At 67.3% G+C, this 18,907-nt stretch carries 17 protein-coding genes and 1 pseudogene; 14 read left to right on the plus strand and 4 right to left on the minus strand.

From position 1 onward, the window contains the following. Window positions 1-89: 89 nt before the first annotated feature. Window positions 90-1,046: a 4-hydroxybenzoate octaprenyltransferase gene (gene ubiA, locus WCJ52_RS05150; RefSeq protein WP_336902234.1), complete on the minus strand. Its 957-nt coding sequence runs from the start codon at window positions 1,044-1,046 to the stop codon at window positions 90-92. A gap of 264 nt (window positions 1,047-1,310) precedes the next feature. On the opposite strand from ubiA, the gene WCJ52_RS05155 reads away from it, so the two are divergent. Beyond that, entirely contained in the window at window positions 1,311-3,101 is a 1,791-nt protein-coding gene (locus WCJ52_RS05155) for an ABC transporter ATP-binding protein (RefSeq protein ID WP_336902235.1), read from the plus strand. A 76-nt stretch (window positions 3,102-3,177) separates the two neighbouring features. Further along, the gene (locus WCJ52_RS05160; RefSeq protein ID WP_336902236.1) at window positions 3,178-3,987 is read left to right on the plus strand and encodes a methyltransferase; all 810 of its coding nucleotides are present in this window, start codon (window positions 3,178-3,180) and stop codon (window positions 3,985-3,987) included. On the opposite strand, the gene WCJ52_RS05165 is transcribed toward WCJ52_RS05160, so the two are convergent. Continuing rightward, complete coding sequence (locus WCJ52_RS05165; RefSeq protein ID WP_336902237.1) at window positions 3,979-5,187, minus strand: crosslink repair DNA glycosylase YcaQ family protein; 1,209 nt, start codon at window positions 5,185-5,187, stop codon at window positions 3,979-3,981. The two genes, WCJ52_RS05160 and WCJ52_RS05165, sit on opposite strands and share 9 nt — an antisense overlap. Next, on the minus strand, window positions 5,184-5,957 hold the full coding sequence (ppk2, locus tag WCJ52_RS05170) for a polyphosphate kinase 2 (protein WP_336902238.1): 774 nt from the start codon (window positions 5,955-5,957) through the stop codon (window positions 5,184-5,186). The genes WCJ52_RS05165 and ppk2 overlap by 4 nt, the downstream gene beginning before the upstream one ends. 45 nt (window positions 5,958-6,002) lie before the next feature. Between ppk2 and WCJ52_RS05175 the strand changes: the two genes are divergently transcribed. The 3 genes from WCJ52_RS05175 (at window position 6,003) to WCJ52_RS05185 (ending at window position 10,186) form a co-directional block, all read left to right on the plus strand. Then, a complete protein-coding gene (locus tag WCJ52_RS05175) occupies window positions 6,003-6,725 on the plus strand; it encodes a 16S rRNA (uracil(1498)-N(3))-methyltransferase (RefSeq protein ID WP_336902239.1) in 723 nt (240 codons plus the stop codon). 111 nt (window positions 6,726-6,836) lie between these two features. Next, a complete protein-coding gene (locus WCJ52_RS05180; protein ID WP_336902240.1) occupies window positions 6,837-8,195 on the plus strand; it encodes a glutamate--cysteine ligase in 1,359 nt (452 codons plus the stop codon). A gap of 98 nt (window positions 8,196-8,293) precedes the next feature. Then, the gene (locus tag WCJ52_RS05185; protein WP_336902241.1) at window positions 8,294-10,186 is read left to right on the plus strand and encodes an MFS transporter; all 1,893 of its coding nucleotides are present in this window, start codon (window positions 8,294-8,296) and stop codon (window positions 10,184-10,186) included. A 53-nt stretch (window positions 10,187-10,239) separates the two neighbouring features. Here the strand turns inward: WCJ52_RS05185 and tldD are convergent, their stop codons facing one another. Beyond that, a complete protein-coding gene (tldD, locus tag WCJ52_RS05190; RefSeq protein ID WP_336902242.1) occupies window positions 10,240-11,670 on the minus strand; it encodes a metalloprotease TldD in 1,431 nt (476 codons plus the stop codon). A gap of 231 nt (window positions 11,671-11,901) precedes the next feature. Between tldD and coxB the strand changes: the two genes are divergently transcribed. The 9 genes and pseudogenes from coxB to WCJ52_RS05235 form a co-directional block, all read left to right on the plus strand. Next, window positions 11,902-12,861 (plus strand): cytochrome c oxidase subunit II, encoded by a 960-nt coding sequence (gene coxB, locus WCJ52_RS05195; protein WP_336902243.1) that lies wholly within the window; start codon window positions 11,902-11,904, stop codon window positions 12,859-12,861. Window positions 12,862-12,877: 16 nt separating this feature from the next. Continuing rightward, entirely contained in the window at window positions 12,878-14,536 is a 1,659-nt protein-coding gene (gene ctaD / locus WCJ52_RS05200; protein ID WP_336902244.1) for a cytochrome c oxidase subunit I, read from the plus strand. Window positions 14,537-14,641: 105 nt separating this feature from the next. After that, window positions 14,642-15,607, plus strand: a complete 966-nt coding sequence (gene cyoE, locus WCJ52_RS05205; protein ID WP_336902245.1) for a heme o synthase — start codon at window positions 14,642-14,644, stop codon at window positions 15,605-15,607. A gap of 8 nt (window positions 15,608-15,615) precedes the next feature. Then, window positions 15,616-15,792: a hypothetical protein gene (locus WCJ52_RS05210; protein WP_336902246.1), complete on the plus strand. Its 177-nt coding sequence runs from the start codon at window positions 15,616-15,618 to the stop codon at window positions 15,790-15,792. Continuing rightward, the gene (locus tag WCJ52_RS05215; RefSeq protein ID WP_336902247.1) at window positions 15,770-16,375 is read left to right on the plus strand and encodes a cytochrome c oxidase assembly protein; all 606 of its coding nucleotides are present in this window, start codon (window positions 15,770-15,772) and stop codon (window positions 16,373-16,375) included. The genes WCJ52_RS05210 and WCJ52_RS05215 overlap by 23 nt, the downstream gene beginning before the upstream one ends. Before the next feature lie 74 nt (window positions 16,376-16,449). Next, complete coding sequence (locus WCJ52_RS05220; protein ID WP_336902248.1) at window positions 16,450-17,328, plus strand: cytochrome c oxidase subunit 3; 879 nt, start codon at window positions 16,450-16,452, stop codon at window positions 17,326-17,328. 6 nt (window positions 17,329-17,334) lie between these two features. After that, window positions 17,335-17,694 carry a DUF983 domain-containing protein gene (locus WCJ52_RS05225; protein WP_336902249.1) on the plus strand — a complete coding sequence of 120 codons (360 nt, stop codon included), beginning with the start codon at window positions 17,335-17,337 and terminating at the stop codon, window positions 17,692-17,694. Further along, complete coding sequence (locus WCJ52_RS05230) at window positions 17,684-18,424, plus strand: SURF1 family protein (RefSeq protein ID WP_336902250.1); 741 nt, start codon at window positions 17,684-17,686, stop codon at window positions 18,422-18,424. Before WCJ52_RS05225 ends, WCJ52_RS05230 begins: the two co-directional genes overlap by 11 nt. Then, window positions 18,424-18,907, plus strand: a pseudogene (locus tag WCJ52_RS05235) (threonine synthase); the annotation flags it as partial. The gene WCJ52_RS05230 and the pseudogene WCJ52_RS05235, both read left to right, overlap by 1 nt.

Consider the following 18,907-nt stretch of genomic DNA (forward strand, 5'->3'; position numbering starts at 1 on the left):
GCGTCAGCTGAAGGATGGTCGGAAGGGCGTCATCGGCCATGTCAGCCTCCTTGGCAGTTGGAAAAGACTATCGTGTCCCGCCCGCCGCTCTACAAGCCCCCTCCGCCCCAAAGCCCCTGCCCGAACCGCCCGGCGGCGAGGGCTGCGAACAGGACAAGGCCAGCCAGGGCGTTGGCGCGGAAGAGGGTCAGGGCGCCTGTGGGGTCGTCCATGTCCAGCCGGGCGGCCTGCCGGGACAGGAGCAGGCCATAGCCCGCGGCCAGGGGCGGGAAGAGGGGCCCCAGGCGGGCCGTGAAGGCGCAGGCCAGGGCCAGGAGGAAGGCCAGGATGTAGGCACCAAGGACCGCCTTCGGGGCGGATTGGCCGAGTCGGCGGGCCGAGGAGCGAATGCCGGCCAGGGCGTCATCCTCCAGGTCCTGGACGGCGTAGATCGTGTCGTAGCCCAGGGTCCAGAAGACCCCGCCGAGATAGAGGAGGACGGCGGGAAGCCCGATCTCGCCCGTCACCGCCGCAAAGCCCAGGAGGGCGCCCCAGTTGAAGGTCAGGCCGAGCCAGGCCTGGGGCCACCAGGTGATCCGCTTCATGAAGGGATAGGCCGCCACGAGCAGAAGGGAGCCAATCCCCAGGCCGATGGCCAGGGGCGTGAGGGTGAAGAGTATGGCCGCCGCCGCCAGGCTGCAGACCCCCAGGTAGGCCCAGGCCTGCCGCACGGAGATCCGTCCCGAGGCGACGGGACGGCCTGCAGTTCGGGCGACCTTGGCATCCAGGTCCCGGTCGATGATGTCGTTGTAGGCGCACCCCGCCGCCCGCATCAGGGCCGCGCCGACGAAAATCTTGGCCAGCAGGACCAAGTCCGGCCAACGGCCTGCCATGGAGGCCGCCAGGGCTACGCCCTGCCAGCCGGGAAGCATGAGCAGCCAGATTCCGGTGGGGCGGTCGAACCGGCCCAGCTTCAGCCAGGGCCGGAGGGATTCGGGGGCGAACCGGTCCACCCAGTTGTGAGGCCGTGCGTCAGGAAGGATTTCGGACTTCGGCGTCTCAAGCATGCCTGTGCTTCTACCAGACTGTGACCGGGCCGCATCAGTCGAAAAGAACCACCCGCCAGCGGGTTGACCCCAGGTTTCCGCAGGGGGATGAAATGACCTCTTTCAGCAACAGGAAAGGGGGGCCGAAATGACAGAGTTCTTCGCCGCCGCCCTCGGCATCCAGGGTCGATTTCGGGGCTGACGCCTCGTCCTGACCGACCGCCGCCCACTCCTTCCTGACGTCGCCCCGCCTGTAACCTGGGCCGGGCCAACCCTGCTGAAAACATGACCGAACACTACGAAGACGAGGACGAGGCGCCCCGCGAGCGCGCCCTCAGTAATTTCCAGGTGCTGGGCTTCATTGCCGGCTTCTGGATGCGCCAACCCTGGCGACTGGCCTGGGTCGTGACCTTCTGCCTGGTGTCGATCGGCCTGGACATGGCCATGCCCTGGGCGGCGGGGCGGATGGTGGACACCCTGATCCAGGGGCCCACCCTGGCGCCGGACGCCTGGCGTTGGTGGGCGATCTTCATCGGGCTGGGGGTGACCCTCGCTGGGGTGAGGAACATCCGCGACAAACCCTGGTGCCAGCTTGCGGCCATCAACATGAAGGACATGACCGACGCCGGCTTCGCCCGGGTCCAGGCCTATTCGGCCGACTGGCATGCCGACGCCTTCGCCGGGGCGACGGTGCGTAAGCTGAGCCGTGCCATGTGGGCCTATGACCAGGTCTCCGACGCCGTGATCATGTGGATTGGCCCGGCCCTGCTGGTCCTGGTCGGCCTTTCGGTGATGATGATCCTGCGTTGGCCCATGGTCGGCCTGTTCTCGCTGTTTGCCGTCGGCCTGTTCATTGCCTCGAACCTGTTCCTGATCTCCCGCTTCGCCCGCCCCCTGAACCAGCGCTCGGTGTCGCTGGACACCCGGATCGGCGGCGCCCTGGCGGACTCGATCTCGGGCAACGCCGCCGTGCGCAGCTTCGGTGCTGAGGTGCGGGAGGAGGCCAGGATTGCCAATGTGACCGCGCTCTGGCGCGACGCTGTCATCCGCACCTGGTACAGTTTTACCGACATCTGGCTGGTCCAGAATCTCCTGCTTGCCTTTCTCCAGGCGGGTCTGACGGGTCTTCTGATCTGGCTGTGGACCCGCGGGGAGGCCACCCCCGGCGACGTGGTCTTCGGGGTCACGGCCTTCATGCTGATGAGCGGCTACCTGCGGAACCTCGGCGACAACATCCGCATGCTCCAGAAGGGCCTGGACGACGCCGAGGACCTGGCCCGCTACATGCGCACCGAGCCGCAGGTCCCGGACCGGCCCGGCGCCCCGGCCTTCGCGCCCGGGGCCGGTGAGATCGTCTTCGACCGGGCGGGCTTTGGCTATGCCAAGTCGGGTCGCCAGCTGTTCAGCGATTTCTCCCTGCGGATCCAGCCTGGCGAGCGGGTTGCCCTGGTCGGTGCCACGGGTTCGGGCAAGTCGACCTTCGTCAAGCTGATCCAGCGCCTCTACGACGTGGACGCGGGCGCCATCCGTGTGGATGGGCAGGACGTGACCTCGGTCACCCAGGCCAGCCTGCGGCGTTCCCTTGCCGTGGTGCCGCAGGACCCGGCCCTGTTCCACCGCAGCATTGCCGAGAACATCGCCTACGGCCGGCCCGACGCGACCCCGGAAGCGGTCGAGCTCGCCGCGAGGCGGGCCCGGGCCCACGACTTCATCGCCCGTCTTCCGGGGGGCTATGCCACCCTTGTGGGCGAGCGGGGCGTCAAGCTGTCCGGCGGCGAACGCCAGCGCGTAGCCATCGCCCGCGCCTTCCTGGCGGATGCGCCCATCCTGGTCCTCGACGAGGCGACCTCCTCCCTGGACGTGGAGACCGAGCGCGAGGTCCAGGCAGCCATGGAGGCCCTGATGGAGGGCCGGACCACGGTCATCATCGCCCACCGGCTCTCGACGGTCCGCACCGCAGACCGGATCCTGGTCTTCGAAAACGGCCGTATCCTCGAGGAGGGCCGCCATGTGGACCTTGTGGCGCAGGGCGGGGCCTATGCCCGGCTCCACGCCGTGACCCTGGGCGCGGCCTGAGACGGGCGGCCTAAGACGGGCGGCTTGAGGCTTTGCCCGCCGGGGGCCAGAGTGCGAACGAGTCTGCGGGGTGGAAATGGCCAGCTATCTGGAGACGGTCCGGGAGTGGTTCCGCGCGCGGCTTGACGCGCCGGGCGGTCTGTCCACGCCTGAGGGGGCGACCCTGGGCCTGCGGGTCCTGGCCATCTGGCGCTCGCGGATAATCGCCGGGGCCCTGCGCGACCAGAATGGCGGCCGGGTGCTGGGCGGCCCCTTCGCGGGCATGGCCTATGTGGAGGACGCCACGGAGGGGGCCCTGGCGCCCCGCCTGATCGGGACCTATGAGGACGAACTGCATCCCCACCTGGCCGAGGCCCTGGCGGCGGACCCTGAGGTCATCCTCGATATCGGATGCGCCGAGGGCTACTACGCCGCGGGCCTGGCCCGGCTGGCCCCCCGCGCCCGGGTCCACGCCCACGATACGTCCGAGACCGCGCAGGCCGCTTGCCGGCGGATGGCAGAGCTCAACGGGGTGGCTGACCGGGTCCAGGTGGGCGGGCTTTTCCAGCCCGGGGACTTCCAGGCCTTCGCCGGCCGCCGGTGCCTGGTCATCGTCGACATCGAGGGGGCCGAGGACGACCTGCTCAGGCCGGACCTCGCCCCAGCCCTGGCGGGCATGCGGCTGATCGTCGAGACCCATGACGTCTACCGGCCGGGCGTCCTGGACCGGCTCCAGGACCGCTTCGCGGCCACCCATGAGATCACTGTTGTGCGCGCGGGTCCGAAGACCTCGCCCCTGCCCGAGCTGCTGCGCAACCGCAGTCACCTGGACCAGCTGCTCGCGGTCTGGGAGTTCCGCGCTGCGCCGACCCCCTGGCTGGTGATGATACCGAAGCCCTCAGCCTAGCCGGGCGACCTCGCCCGCAAGGCGGCCGGCCAGGTCGCCCCGGGGTGCCACCTCCACCGCCTCCAGCCCCAGCCAGCCCGCCATGCGCCCCAGGGCCTGGGCGAGGGCTTCCGGCGTCCCCGCTCCCGCTGCTGGCTCGGCGTGGGCGGCCTGGACGAGGAGCCGGCGTCCGTGCCGGTCGGCCTTCAGGTCGACCCGGGCGGTGAGGGCCTCGCCCTCCAGAAAGGGCAGGACGTAGTAGCCGTGCACCCTGCGGTGGGCGGGGGTGTAGATCTCCAGCCGGATCCGGACGTCGAAGAGCCGCTCGGCCCGGTCGCGGAACCAGATGAGGTTGTCGAAGGGACTGAGGAGGGCTTCGGCCTCGATCCTTCGGGGCAGCCCGGCGTCGGGCGACAGGTAGGCCTGGGCCCGCCAGCCCTCGACCCGCACGGGGGTCAGGTCCCCGGCCTCCACCAGTTCCGCCACCCGCAGGCGGGCTTCAGCGGCGGGCAGGCGGAAATAGTCCCTCAGGTCCGCCTCGGTCGCCACCCCCTGGGCCCGGGCGGCGATCCGGAGGAGTTCCCGCTGCGCCTCGCCCCGGTCCGGGGTCTGCGCCCGAAGCCGGTGCGGCGGATGGACCTGATCCGGCAGTCCATAAATGCGCTCGAAGGTGCCTCTGCGGGCGGCGGTGGTCAGGCGTCCCGTCCAGAACAGGCATTCCAGGGCCCGCTTGCCCTCGCTCCAGCCCCACCAGCCGCCGGCGCCCTTCGCTCCCAGGCCCAGCTCGGATGCCGAAAGGGGGCCCCGGCGGGCGATCTCGTCCAGCACCTGGTCGATGAATGCCCTGTGTGATTGCAGGAAGCTGGCCACGCCCCGCCACACTCCGACCCCCGCCTCGGCGTCCTCCATCCGCCAGCGCAGGAGGGGCTGGACCGCGAGGGGCGCTAGGGAGGCCTCATGCATCCAGTATTCGAAGAGGCCCTTTCGGGGTCCCCAGGCCAGGTCTTCGAGCGCCTCGCGGGGATAGGGGCCGAGCCTGGAGAACACGGGTAGATAGTGGGACCTGGCTAGGACGTTGACCGAGTCCATCTGCAGGACGCCCAGGCGCCGGACTATGCCGAGGACGTCAGCCCGCCCGGGAGCGACGGGGCGGGTCCGGCCGAATCCCTGGGCCCGGAGGCCCAGGCGACGGGCCTCGGCTGCGGAAAGGCCGGGGCTCACCGGGCCAGGCGGCCGTCCGACAGGGCGCTCAGTTCGAAGGGGAACAGTACGCCTGGATCGGGCGCTTCGACCTCATCGGCGAGATCCTTGGGTGCCAGCGAGCGGACGAGGTGGCGAAGGATATCCAGGCGCGCTGGCTTCTTCTCGTCTGAGCGGACGCAGGCCCAGGGCGCCTTTTCCGAATGCGTTCGCCGGAGCATGCTGTCGCGAGCCTCGGAATAGGCGTCGAACCGGGACTGGGCGGCCTCATCCAGGGGACTGGTCTTGAGGGCCTTCATGGGGTCCGTCCGGCGCTCCTCGAGGCGCTTCTTCTGTTCCTTCCGGCTGACGTCCAGCCACAGCTTGACCAGCCGCACGCCGCTGTCGACCAACATGCCCTCGAAGACGGGAACGTTCCGCAGGAAGTTCTCGTGCTCATCCTCGGTGCAGAAGCCCATGACCGGCTCCACCCCGCCCCGATTGTACCAGGACCGGTTGAAGATGACGGTCTCGCCCGCCGCCGGAAGCCAGGGTACGTAGCGCTGGAAGAACCACTGGGTCTTCTCGCGGTCTGAGGGCTTGGGCGGTGCCACCACCCGGGTCGCCCGGGAGGACAGGTGCTCTGTGATTCGGTGTATGGAGCCATCCTTGCCCGCTGCGTCCCGGCCCTCAAAGATGATCAGCACCTTGTCGCCGGCGGCCATGGCGTGCTGCTGGTAGCGGACGAGGGCCAGCTGCAGGCGCGGCAGATCCCGGTCGTAGTCGTCGTCGGACGTGGTCTTGTCAGTCATGATGCAAGCCTAGGCGGAAGGACGCCGCCGGGTCTAGGAGGAAGCATGATCCGCCTTCATGTCAGGGATGAACTTTCAGGGGACGGGGGCCTCCTCCTTTCCCCAGACCAGGGGCGATATCTTTCCCAGGTCATGCGGCGGGGGCCGGGCGACGAGGTCCTGGTCTTCAACGGCCGGGACGGCGAGTGGCTCGCCCGGATCGCGGAAGCCGGCAAGCGCGGGACGCGGCTGGACCTGGTCCGGCGCACCCGCGCCCAGCCGCCTGCGGGAGCGCTTGTCCTGGTCATGGCCCTGGTCAAGCGGACCCCTCTGGAGACAGCGGTCGCCAAGGCCGTCGAGCTCGGCGTTGCCGAGATCCGGCTGGCGATCACGGAGCGCGCCAACGCCGACCACACCCGCATCGACCGCCTGGAGACCATTGCCGCCGAGGCAGCCGAGCAGACCGGTCGCCTCGATATTCCCGCCATTCGGGCGCCAGAGTCCCTCTCGCGGATACTGGAGGCAGGACTGGACGGCGCGCGCCTGGTCTTCTGCGACGAGGCGGGTGACGCGCCGCCCCTCCTGGAGGCGCTGGCGGGGCTGCCGCCCGGGCCCCTGGCCGTCCTGATCGGGCCCGAGGGCGGATTTTCCCCTGCAGAGCGTTCGGCTCTCCGGTCCCGGGAGGGGACGATCCCGGTGTCGCTTGGCCCCCGGATCCTGCGCGCCGATACCGCCGCCCTGGTCGCCCTGGCCCTGGTCCAGGGGGCCCTCGGCGACCTACGGTCCTGATCTTCGCGATGGCCTGCAGAAATCCTGATTTGCGCAGAAGCGACTTAGCGGCGTAAAGAACCGGCCCGGCCGAAGGGCGGGTCTGGGAAGAAAACCTACAGGAAGACGGGCATGGCCGACTCCAAGGTCGACGATCGACCGCTGGACTTTTCCGATATCGTCGCCTGGATCCAGGCGGGCGAGACCCCGCCAGCGGACTGGCGCGTGGGGGCGGAGCACGAGAAGTTCGTGTTCCGGACAGCGGACCATTCTCCGGTCGCCTACGATGGCGCGGCGGGAATCCTGGCCCTGATGGAAGGTCTGAAGGTCTTTGGCTGGACCGATGTCCGCGAGGGTGAGACCCTCATCGGACTGGAGCGGGGCAAGGCCAATGTCAGCCTGGAGCCGGGCGGGCAGTTCGAGCTTTCTGGCGCTCCCCTTGCCGACATGCACGAGATCGCTGCCGAGACGGCGAACCACCTGGACGAGGTCAGGGCAGTGGGCGAGCGGCTGGGCCTGGGCTTCCTGGGCCTGGGATACACGCCAGAGTGGACCCGAGAACAGGTCCCGGTCATGCCCAAGGGCCGGTACCGGATCATGCGCGCCTACATGCCCAAGGTCGGCGGGCTGGGCCTGGACATGATGTTCCGCACCTGCACGGTTCAGGCCAACCTCGATTTCGCCGACGAGGCCGACATGCGGCTCAAGTTCCGCACAAGTCTCGCCCTGCAGCCCGTGGTCACGGCGCTGTTTGCCAACTCGCCCTTCGTGGAGGGGCGGCCTTCGGGCTTCCTGACCGCCCGGGCCAATGTCTGGACGGATACAGACCCGGACCGCACCGGGATGCTGGGCTTCGTCTTCGACGAGGACTTCGGATACGAGTCCTATGCCCGCTACCTGCTCGACGTGCCGATGTATTTCGTCAAACGGAACGGCTCCTATGTGGATCTTTCGGGGCGCTCCTTCCGGCAGTTCATGACCCGGGGCTTCGACGATCTTCCGGGCGACCGGCCCAGCCTCAAGGACTTCGCCGACCACGCCACCACGGCCTTCCCGGAAGTGCGCCTGAAGCAGTACCTCGAGATGCGGGGTGCCGACGTCGGACCGCAGGACATGCTGGACGCCCTGCCTTCGGTCTGGACCGGACTGCTTTACGATCGCCAGGCCCTCGAGGCTGGCTGGGAGCTTTGCCGGGACTGGCCGCTGGACTCGCACGAGCCGCTGCGCGCCGACGTGACCCGCCTGGGCCTGCGGGCGAAGATCGGGACCCGGACCGTCCAGGATGTCGCCCGGGACCTGGTGGCCATCGCCGCGGGCGGATTGAAGCGCAGGGCCCGGCTGGACGCCTCCGGCGCCGACGAAAGCCGCTATCTCGCGCCCCTGGCCGAGATCGCCGAGAGCGGCCTCACCCGGGCCGACCGCCTGCTCGAGCGCTTCCATGGCCCCTGGGGCGGCCGGGTGGCCCCGGTCTGGGAAGAGCTGGCCTTCTGACCGTCGGCCGCTTGCTTGCCTGAACCGGCGGCGCATGTTCTGTTTGCGCGTCGCTTACTCGGGGCCGTCGCGCCCGCCCGAAGCCGGAATCCCCTGAGATGAACATCGTCATCCTCCTCGGCCTGCTCGTCACCTTCGCCACGGGCGTGCCCGTGCTGATCCAGCTGATGCGGGATCACCCGAAGGGTCTGATTGTCCTGTTTTTCGCCGAGATGTGGGAGCGGTTCTCCTACTACGGCATGCGGGGCATACTGATCTTCTACCTGACCCAGCACCTGCTGTTCGACCGCGCCGAGGCCAGCTCGGTGTATGCGTCCTACACGTCCCTGGTCTATCTCCTCCCGCTTCTTGGCGGATTCATTGCCGACCGCTGGCTGGGCTCTCGCAAGGCCGTCGCCTTCGGTGCGCTTCTATTGGTGGCGGGCCACCTCTCCATGGGCTTTGAGGGCCCCCCCTCTCGGCAGGACCTGCTCTATGGCGGGACGGTCTATCCGATCATCGCCGAGGGCCGGATGGACGACCGGGTCGCCCACATACTGGTGGAGGGCAAGAAATACGCGTTCGGTGCGCGAGAGGGCGGCGGGATCACCATTCCGGGTGTTCCGATCGAGACGGGCCTGCCCGCCTCGATCCCTGCGGGCCAGTTCGAGATCCGGACTCTCCAGGATCCCGTCTCGACCAGCATGTTCTATTTCGCCGTCTCGCTGATCATCCTCGGGGTGGGCTTCCTCAAGCCCAACATCTCAGCGGTGGTGGGCGACCTCTACCCGCATGGCGATCCCCGCCGGGATTCCGGCTTCACCCTCTACTATTACGGCATCAATCTCGGTGCCTTCTGGGCCGCGATCCTCTGCGGCCTCCTCGGTCAGCACTTCGGCTGGTGGGCTGGCTTCGGCCTCGCCGGGGTCGGCATGTTTGTGGGCTGGGTGGTCTTCATGCTCGGCAAGCCCCTTCTCGAAGGTAAGGGCGAGCCGCCCGACCCCGAGATGCTGAACGAGCCCTTCGCCGGCTTTGTGAACCGGGAGTGGATGACCTACATCATGTCGATCCTGGCCATCGGTATTGTCTACCTGACGGTTCAGAACAACAAGCTGGTCGGAGTGGCGCTGATTGCAGCCATCGTCGTGTCTGTCCTGGCCCTGGTCTGGATCATCGTCAGGGTCTGCAAGACCACGGTGGAGCGCCAGAGGATGGGACTGGCTGCCATCCTGGTGCTGGGGTCGGTGGTCTTCTTCACCCTCTTCGAGCAGGCCGGATCCTCGCTCAACCTCTTCGCCTCGACCAATGTGAACCTGTCCCTGACCCAGGCGGCGGGTCGCTTCCTCGGTATCCCCTTCGGCACGCCGGATCAGCTAGCCGCCATCGGTGTAAAGCCGACCAGCTGGTGGAGCTGGATCGACACTTCGGTCGGTGCTGCCCAGACCCAGTCGTTCAACGCCGGCTTCATCCTGATCTTCGCGCCCCTTCTCGCCGCCCTATGGACATGGCTCGGACGTCGCGGGAAGGATCCGAACCCGACCCTGAAGTTCGGTTTCGGCCTGGTCCAGGTCGGCCTGGGCTTCCTGATCGTGGTCTGGGGTGCCGGTCTGCACGACAGCGCCTTCCGGGTACCCCTGGTCCTGCTTGGCCTGCTCTACCTGCTGCACACCACGGGCGAACTCTTCTTGTCACCCGTGGGCCTGTCGGAGATCACCAAGCTGACCCTGCCCGGGGTGGTGTCCTTCATGATGGCGGTCTGGTTCCTGGCCGCGTCCATCGCCCAGTTCGTGGGCGGCATGATCGCCAGGCTTCTGGTCACGGAGTCGGTCGGCGGCGAGGTCCTTGATCCCAAGCTCGCCCTGGACACGGCCATCGGTGGCTTCCAGGCCCTCGGATGGGCGGGCGTCGGGTTCGGGATCTTCTTTATCCTGATCAGCTTCCTGGTGCGCGGCTGGGCCCATACGGACAAGCCGGTCGGGACCGACGAAGAGGCGGAGACCGCGGCCTCCTGACGGACTGCCGCCCGGCGGCGTTTGATTCGCCGCCGGGGATCCGCCGCCGGGGATCAGCCGCCTGAGCCGCCTACCGTCAGGCCGGTGATCTTGAGCGAGGGCTGGCCGACGCCCACGGGTACGGACTGGCCCGACTTGCCACAGACGCCGACGCCGGGATCGAAGTCGAAGTCGTCGCCGATCATGGTGACCCGGGTCAGGGCCGTCGGCCCGTCGCCGATCAGGGTGGCCCCCTTCACCGGACGGGTGATCTGGCCGTCCTCGATGAGGTAGGCCTCCGTACACTGGAAGACGAACTTGCCATTGGTGATGTCGACCTGGCCGCCGCCGAAGTTTGCGCAATAGAGCCCCCGCTTGGTCGAGGCGATCATCTCGTCCCGGGGCGTGCTCCCGCCTTCCATCGCTGTATTGGTCATCCTCGGCATGGGGATGTGGGCGTAGGACTGACGACGGCCGTTCCCGGTGGCGGAAAGGCCCATCAGGCGGGCGCTCATGCGGTCGTGCATGTAGCCCACCAGTATGCCGTCCTCGATCAGTACGGTCCGGCTGGTCGGCGTACCCTCGTCGTCGACTGTCAGCGAGCCCCGGCGACCGGGGAGGGTGCCGTCGTCATAGACCGTCACGCCGCGGGCGGCGACCTGTTCCCCGATCCTGCCGGCGAAGGCCGAGGAGCCCTTGCGGTTGAAATCGCCCTCCAGCCCGTGGCCTACGGCTTCATGGAGTAGGACGCCGTTCCAGCCGGCACCGAGCACCACGTCCATCTCGCCGGCGGGGCAGGGGCCCGCCTCGAGGTTGACCAGGGCCTGGCGAAGGGCCTCCTCGGCCTGGCCGCGCCAGCGGTCGGGGGCGATCCAGGCCTCGAATCCGGCCCGGCCACCGGCGCCGGCGAACCCGGTCTCCCGCCGGCCATCCCGCTCCACCGTGATCTGGACATTGACCCGGCAGAGGGGGCGGACATCCCGGATGATCTGTCCGTCGGCCCGCAGGATCTCGACGGTGCGCTGCTCTCCCGCGAGGGAGGCCATCACCTGCACGACCCGGGGATCCCGGGCCCGGCACCAGGCGTCGATCTCCTGCAGCAGGGCAACCTTGGTCTCGAAGTCCGGGGAATCGGTGGGGTCCACCGGGTCGTAAAGCTGGCGGTTGGTCGGCCGGGGGCCTTCGTCCGCCACGCCTGAATAGCCGCGGCGCGCAAGGGCGGCAGAGCCGGCGGCGCGCCGGAGGGCGGCCTCCGAGACTTCGCTGGAGTGGGCGTAACCGGCCGATTCCCCGGCCACAACCCTCAGTCCGAAGCCGTCGGAAGTATCGAAGGCGGCGGATTTCAGCCGGCCATCGTCAAACAGGAAGGACTCGCTGCGCGACCGTTCGAAGAAGATTTCGCCGTCGTCGGCCTCGCCGACCGCATCCGCAAGCACGCGCCGGGCCGTTTCCGGCGCCAGGCCGTGGGTCTCGATCAAGGAGGCGGATTCGGGAAGGCTGGGCATGCGGAACTCCGTCGCGGTTCAAGGCTTAACAGATAGGGGCTGCGAGCCCCGACGTCACCCTGCCACACACCCTCGGAAAGGCGTTTGGACCGCTTGGCAAGTTCGATGTGAGCGCATATGTACGCGCTCGAAGGACCGAGGCCTCGGGCACCCGTAGGCTCGGTCTTCATGGACGTCGGCGGGGCGGCCCCTTTCGGGCGCGTATCGTCCGCGAGTAGCGACCGAGGGGACATGAAGTCGAGGGTTCAAGGCATTCGGGCGCGGTTCGCGGCGGCAGCCGCAACTGCGATGACGGTGGTCTGGGGGCTTCCCGCCCTGGCCTCCGAGATGTTGGTCGGGCAACCGACCCCTGGCGCGATTGGCATGCAGCCGGGGGTTACCCCGCTCAGGGACGACGCGATCTTCTTCCACGACTGGATCCTTCTGCCGATCATCACGGCCATCGTGCTGTTCGTGATGGCCCTGCTTGTCTGGGTCGTGATCCGGTACAACAAGAGGGCCAATCCAATCCCCGCGAAGTGGAGCCACAACACAGTGGTCGAGATGGTGTGGACCATAGTTCCCATCCTGATCCTGACCGTGATCGCGGTGTTCTCGTTCCGGCTCCTCTACGAATACAACGACATGCCCAAGCCCTACCTGACGGTGAAGGCCACCGGCTACCAGTGGTATTGGGGCTTTGAGTATCCCGACAACGGGGTCAGCGAATTCGTCTCGAATGTCCTGCCCGAGGACCAAGCCATCGCTCGCAAGGTTCCCTACCTCCTTGCCGCGACCGAACCCCTGGTGGTTCCCGTGGGCAAAACCGTTAGGGTGCTGGTGACGGGTTCGGACGTGATCCATGCCTTCGCCGTCCCGGCCTTCGGTGTGATCGCCGATGCTATCCCCGGCCACGTGAACGAGACCTGGTTCAAGATCGACAGGCCGGGCATCTACTACGGGAACTGCCGCGAGCTGTGTGGCGTCCAACACGCCTACATGCCCATCGAGGTTCGGGCGGTGAGCCAGGCCGACTTCGACGCCTGGGCCGCATCGAAGGGGGGGTACAAGATTGGCGGCGCGCGAGCTCCGGCTCCCGCCCTCGCGGCGGCTCCTGCCACCGCACCCGCAATCGTCCCGGCCACGGCTCCCGCCGCAGCGCCGGCATCTTCCGCAATGTCTGCGCCCGCCGCGGCGCCGGCGTCAAACTGAGGTCAGGACAGTACAGATGGCCTACGCATCCGACGCTCATCACGCTGATGATCACGACCACAAGCCGCCCTTCCTGGTGCGGTGGCTTTTCTCCACCAACCACAAGGACATCGGCACCCTCTATATCCTGTTCGCCATCATGGCCGGGATTGTGGGCGGTGCCCTGTCCGGGCTGATCCGGCTTGAACTGGCCGAGCCCGGTCTGCAGGTCTTCGTCAAGGGGGGCTGGCTCGACAATCTCGGGATCTTCGAGGCTTCGAGCCACGGCTACAACGCCGTGGTCACCGCCCACGCCCTGATCATGATCTTCTTCATGGTCATGCCGGCCATGATTGGCGGCTTCGGTAACTGGTTCGTTCCGATCATGATCGGCGCGCCGGACATGGCCTTCCCGCGGATGAACAACGTCTCGTTCTGGCTCCTCGTGGCCTCCTGGGTCCTGCTCTGCACCTCCCTCTTCGTGGACGGCGGCCCGGGCAAGGGCTTTGGCGGCGGCTGGACGATGTATCCGCCCCTGTCGACTTCGGGCCACACCGGCCCGTCGATGGACCTCGCCATCTTGTCGATCCACCTCGCCGGCGCGAGCTCTATCCTGGGGGCGATCAACTTCATCACCACGATCTTCAACATGCGCGCGCCGGGGATGACCCTGCACCAAATGCCGCTGTTCGCCTGGTCGGTGCTGGTGACCGCCTTCCTCCTGCTCCTGTCCCTGCCCGTCCTGGCTGGCGCCATCACCATGCTGCTGACGGACCGGAACTTTAACACCCATTTCTTCGATGCCGCCGGTGGTGGCGATCCGGTCATGTACGAGCACCTGTTCTGGTTCTTCGGCCACCCCGAAGTCTACATCCTGATCCTGCCCGGCTTCGGCATTGTCAGCCACATCGTCTCGACCTTCTCCAGGAAGCCCATCTTCGGCTACCTCGCCATGGCCTATGCCATGGTGGCCATCGGCTTCGTCGGCTTCATCGTCTGGGCGCACCACATGTACACGGTGGGCATGCCCATAGACCTGCGCGCGTATTTCGTGGCGGCCACAATGGTCATCGCGGTGCCAACCGGGGTGAAGGTCTTCTCGTGGATTGCGACCATGTGGGGCGGTTCGCTGGACTTCAAGACGCCCCTGCTCTGGGCGATCGGCTTCATCTTTTTGTTCACGGTCGGCGGTGTTACCGGCGTGGTGCTGGCCAATGCCGGCATCGACTACAGCCTGCACGACACCTACTATGTGGTGGCGCACTTCCACTACGTGCTTAGCATGGGTGCGGTGTTCGCGATCTTCGCTGGCTTCTACTACTGGTTCGAGAAGATGTGGGGCGTGAAGTACAACGAGTTCCTCGGCGCGGCCCACTTTTGGATCACCTTCGTCGGTGTGAATGTGATCTTCTTCCCGCAACACTTCCTGGGTCTCCAGGGCATGCCCCGCCGATATGTCGACTATCCGGAGGCCTTCAGGTTCTGGAATGGCATTTCGACCGACGGCTACTTCATCACCGTGGTGGGCGTCGGCGTCTTCCTCGTGGTTCTGCTCGAGGCGGCGATCCGCCGCCGCAAGGCCGAGGCCAATCCCTGGGGCGAAGGGGCCACCACCCTCGAGTGGACGCTGTCTTCGCCGCCGCCGTTCCACCAGTTCAGCGACCCGCCGGTCTTCAAGGCAGACTCGCACCACTAATCGCCGCGGCCCGGCCAACGGGCCCTTGGCAAGACTCATTGGGGGGGCGCGGACCGGACTGACCCGGTGCGCGCCCCTCTACGTATCAGGGAATACAAGGTCGACATGACCCCCTCCGCCGTTGCCCGTGCCGCCCTTCCGCCCCGCTGGCAGGACTATGTGCAACTGCTGAAGCCCCGCGTCATGTCTCTGGTGGTCTTCACGGCGGCCACGGGCATGATCTGCGCCGGCACGCCTTTGAACCCGGTCATGGGTGCGATCGCCATCCTGTGCATTGCCGTGGGCGCCGGGGCCTCTGCCTCCCTGAACATGTGGTACGACGCCGATATTGACGCCCGCATGAGGCGTACTCGGGGCCGTCCGGTGCCGGCAGGACGGGTGCAGGCCGCGGACGCCCTGGCCCTTGGGATCGTCCTGTCCCTCTTCTCGGTCATGCTTCTTGGCCTGGCGATCAATTGGTTTGCGGCGGGTCTCCTGGCCTTCACCATCTTCTTTTATGCCGTCGTCTACACCATGTGGCTGAAGCGATGGACGGCGCAGAACATTGTCATTGGTGGCCTTGCAGGTGCCCTTCCGCCAGTGATCGGATGGGCGGCGGCAACGGGACAGGCCCCCCTCGACGCCTGGCTCCTGTGCGCCATCATCTTCATGTGGACGCCGCCCCACTTCTGGGCCCTGTCTCTCTACACCAGCGAGGACTATGCTGCCGCAGGCGTGCCCATGCTGCCGGTCACAGCTGGTGCCGCCGCGACCCGCCGGCAGATCTGGATCTACAGCCTGCTCCTCATACCCGTCTGTCTTGCACCCGTAGTGACGGGCCTAGGCGGAATGACCTACCTCGCAGTCGCAGGCCTGGGGGGCGCCGTGTTTCTGCTCCTGTCCTGGAGGGTTCGTTCCGGCCGCGCCGGCGATGCCGCCGACCCCCGGGTCACCGACGGCCTCTACGATGTCCAGGCGGCGGCGCGCGACGCCCGGAACCTGTTCGCTTATTCCATCCTCTACCTGACCCTGCTTTTCGCCACCCTGCTAGGCGAGCATCTCTGGGGCCGGGCTGCGGGTGGACTTTCCTGAGGTCTGACATGACGGAACCTGAAACCCCCTCCAATCCCCTCGGGGCCGGATCACCTGACGCCGCGGCCCGAGCCCGCCGGGGCCGGAACATCGCCATCGGCATCGGCCTCGTCGGCTTTGTGGTGTTGGTCTATCTCGTGACGGTCTTCCGGATGGGTGGCAATGTCATCAACCGTCCCCTCTGAGGCCACTCGCCGGAACGCTCGGGTCGCACTTTGGTGCGCCGTCGGCTTCGCCGGCATGGTTGGCGCCGCCTACGCCTCGGTGCCGCTCTACCGGGCCTTCTGCCAGCTAACCGGATTTGACGGTACGCCGAGGCGGACCGAGCAGGCGGCTTCCCGCACCCTCGACCGCACCCTGGAGGTCCGGTTCGACGCCAACGTCCGGGGCCTGCCCTGGACCTTCCGGCCCCAGCAGACCTCTCAGACCCTGCGGATCGGAGAGACCGGGCTGGCCTACTACACGGTCACCAACAACAGCGACCACCCCATCACGGGGCGCGCCGTCTACAACGTCACGCCCGAGCTCGCCGGCGCCTATTTCCGGAAGCTTGAGTGCTTCTGCTTCAGCGACCAGACCGTAGCGGCGCGTACCACCGTCGAGTTCCCCGTGGTGTATTTCGTCGATCCGAAGTTCGCCGAGGATTTCAACACCCGGGGCAAGTCCGAAGTGACCCTGTCCTACACCTTCTACCCTGCGCAGAACGCGAAGCCGACAGCCTCAGGAGTGCCTTCCGCGCTTGGCGGAACGGCGAAAGCGGGGCTATAGGGACACATCCAGAAACGCCTACCGGTCCTGGGACTTAACGGGCGGGTAGCGGCAGTAAGAGGAAGAGGGGCGCAATGTCCGCGGGCGAAGCCAAACACGACTACCATCTTGTCAATCCGAGCCCCTGGCCACTGGTCGGTTCGATTGCGGCCTGCGTCATGGCCATTGGCGGCGTGATCGCCATGAAGGGACTCTTTGGTCTTCCAAAGGGTAACCTCGCCGTCTTCCTCGGCGGTCTGGCGGGGGTTCTCCTGACCATGGCCGCCTGGTGGCGTGACGTCACGATCGAGGCCAACCAGGGCGATCATACCCCGGTGGTCAGCATCGGCCTGCGCTACGGCATGATCATGTTCATTGCCTCGGAAGTGATGTTCTTCGTGGCCTGGTTCTGGATATTCTTCGAAATGGCCCTGTTCCACGGGGCGCGCACGCATTCCGGTATTGAGGAGGTCCGCGCGGCCTGGGCCACCTGGCCGCCGAAGGGCATCGAGACCGTTCCGGCCTGGAACCTACCCCTCTTCAATACCCTGACCCTCCTGCTTTCCGGCACCACCGTGACCTGGGCGCACCACGCCCTTCAGACGGGTGACCGCCGCGCCGCCAAGATTGGCCTGCTCCTGACCGTCATCCTCGGCGTCATCTTCACTTCGGTGCAGGCCTACGAGTACCAGCACATCCTCGAGCACAAATACTTCTTCGGAGGTGAGGGTGCGGACAATTCCGGCCTCTACGGCTCGGCCTTCTTCATGGCGACGGGCTTCCACGGATTCCACGTGCTGATCGGGACCATCTTCCTGATCGTCTGCCTGGCGCGCCTGATGGGCGGTGGTTTCACGACAAAACAGCACTTCGGCTTCGAGGCTGCGGCCTGGTACTGGCACTTCGTCGACGTGGTCTGGCTGTTCCTCTTTGCCTTCATCTACGTCATCTTCGGCGCGTCCACCGGACACTGACCTCCCATGGCCGGCGTCAACCCCCTCCTGGCGGGGATCACCGGCCGATGTCCCCGCTGCGGTGAGGGGCCCCTCTTCAAGGGCTTTCTCACGGTTTCAGAGACCTGTTCCGCCTGTGGCCTCGATCTGGCCCGGGCGGATTCCGGCGACGGTCCGGCTGTCTTCGTGATCCTGATCGGCGGCTCCATCGTGTCCTTTGCCGCCTTGTTCACCGAGATCGCCTATCGCCCACCCATCTGGGTGCTCCTTGCGGTCTTCCTGCCTCTGACGATGATCGTCTGCGGCGGCCTCCTACGACCGGTGAAGGGCGTCCTCCTGGCCGCACAGTTCGCGAACCGGGCAGCGGAAGCCCGTCATGACGACTGAGCCCGCCCCCCCCACTCGCTTCCCGGTCGGCCTGACGATTGCGACCCTCATCGGCCTCGCCATCCTGATCGCCCTCGGGAACTGGCAGTTGCAGCGTCGGGTCTGGAAGGAGGCCCTCCTGGCCCGGATCGCCAGGCTGGAGTCTGCCGCCCCGGTCGACGCCGCCCAGGCCCTTTCCAAGGCCCGGACCCCCGCCGACCTCGACATGGTCCGGGTGCGGCTTGCCTGCCCCGGAATTTCCGGGGCGGCCTTCGTAGAGCTCTATGGCCTTCTTGACGGTCACTCGGGGCGGCGGCTGGTCTCGGCCTGCCCTCTGGGCACTGGAGGCTCTGCCACCCTCCTCGTCGACCGCGGCTTCATCGACGACGCCGAGACGGCGCGGCCAGTGGTCCGGACGGTAACGCCTGGCGGAGCCTCGGAAATGGTGACGGGCATCCTCAGGGTCCCGGACCCACCGGGGTCCTTCACGCCGAAGGCCGACCTGGCGAAGCGACTCTGGTTCTCCAGGGATGTGGTCGCCATGGCGGCGACACTCGGAGGTTCCCGGCCGGCTCCGGTCATGCTGATGGCGGAGTCCCGCACCAATCCTGACTTGCCGGCTTTGACGCCGTCGCCGCTTCCGGCCGTCATCTCGAACCGCCACATGGAATACGCCTTGACCTGGTTCGGCCTTGCCGGCGCCCTGGCTGGCGTCTATGCCGCCCGCCTCTGGAAGCACTTCAGAAGCTGATGCGGTACATCTCCACTCGAGGCGCCTCGCCCCCCGTCGGCTTTGTCGACGCCGTCCTCGCCGGCCTGGCGCCGGACGGGGGCCTCTATGTCCCTGAGTCCTGGCCGCAGTTCTCCGCCGGGGAGATCGCCGGGATGGCGGGGCAGCCCTACGCCGAGGTCGCTGCAGCCGTGCTCGGGCGGTTCGCGGCAGACGAGATCCCCCAGGCGGATCTCCTGGAGATGTGCCGCCAGGCCTATGCCGCCTTCGACCATCCGGCGGTGGTCCCCCTGGTCCAGCTGGCCCCCGACGTCTTCCTTGCCGAGCTGTTCCATGGCCCAACCCTGGCCTTCAAGGACGTGGCCATGCAGCTTCTGGCCGGTCTGTCGGATTTCGTCCTCGGGCGGGCGGGGCGGACCCAGACCATTCTCTGCGCGACCTCGGGCGACACGGGCGGCGCGGCCGTGGAAGCCTTCCGCGGCCGGTCCAACACCCGCATCGTCG

It is taken from the genome of Phenylobacterium sp. (assembly GCF_037138395.1).
Lineage (GTDB): Bacteria > Pseudomonadota > Alphaproteobacteria > Caulobacterales > Caulobacteraceae > Phenylobacterium.

Coding starts and splice junctions, on each gene's coding strand:
- WCJ52_RS05225 (WP_336902249.1), top strand. CDS start 17,335: ATGGCCGGCGTCAACCCCCTCCTGGCGGGGATCACCGGCCGATGTCCC.
- WCJ52_RS05175 (WP_336902239.1), top strand. CDS start 6,003: ATGATCCGCCTTCATGTCAGGGATGAACTTTCAGGGGACGGGGGCCTC.
- WCJ52_RS05220 (WP_336902248.1), top strand. CDS start 16,450: ATGTCCGCGGGCGAAGCCAAACACGACTACCATCTTGTCAATCCGAGC.
- WCJ52_RS05180 (WP_336902240.1), top strand. CDS start 6,837: ATGGCCGACTCCAAGGTCGACGATCGACCGCTGGACTTTTCCGATATC.
- ubiA (WP_336902234.1), bottom strand. CDS start 1,046: ATGCTTGAGACGCCGAAGTCCGAAATCCTTCCTGACGCACGGCCTCAC.
- WCJ52_RS05215 (WP_336902247.1), top strand. CDS start 15,770: ATGTCATCAACCGTCCCCTCTGAGGCCACTCGCCGGAACGCTCGGGTC.
- WCJ52_RS05155 (WP_336902235.1), top strand. CDS start 1,311: ATGACCGAACACTACGAAGACGAGGACGAGGCGCCCCGCGAGCGCGCC.
- WCJ52_RS05230 (WP_336902250.1), top strand. CDS start 17,684: ATGACGACTGAGCCCGCCCCCCCCACTCGCTTCCCGGTCGGCCTGACG.
- WCJ52_RS05160 (WP_336902236.1), top strand. CDS start 3,178: ATGGCCAGCTATCTGGAGACGGTCCGGGAGTGGTTCCGCGCGCGGCTT.
- coxB (WP_336902243.1), top strand. CDS start 11,902: ATGAAGTCGAGGGTTCAAGGCATTCGGGCGCGGTTCGCGGCGGCAGCC.
- cyoE (WP_336902245.1), top strand. CDS start 14,642: ATGACCCCCTCCGCCGTTGCCCGTGCCGCCCTTCCGCCCCGCTGGCAG.
- WCJ52_RS05185 (WP_336902241.1), top strand. CDS start 8,294: ATGAACATCGTCATCCTCCTCGGCCTGCTCGTCACCTTCGCCACGGGC.
- WCJ52_RS05210 (WP_336902246.1), top strand. CDS start 15,616: ATGACGGAACCTGAAACCCCCTCCAATCCCCTCGGGGCCGGATCACCT.
- ctaD (WP_336902244.1), top strand. CDS start 12,878: ATGGCCTACGCATCCGACGCTCATCACGCTGATGATCACGACCACAAG.
- tldD (WP_336902242.1), bottom strand. CDS start 11,670: ATGCCCAGCCTTCCCGAATCCGCCTCCTTGATCGAGACCCACGGCCTG.
- ppk2 (WP_336902238.1), bottom strand. CDS start 5,957: ATGACTGACAAGACCACGTCCGACGACGACTACGACCGGGATCTGCCG.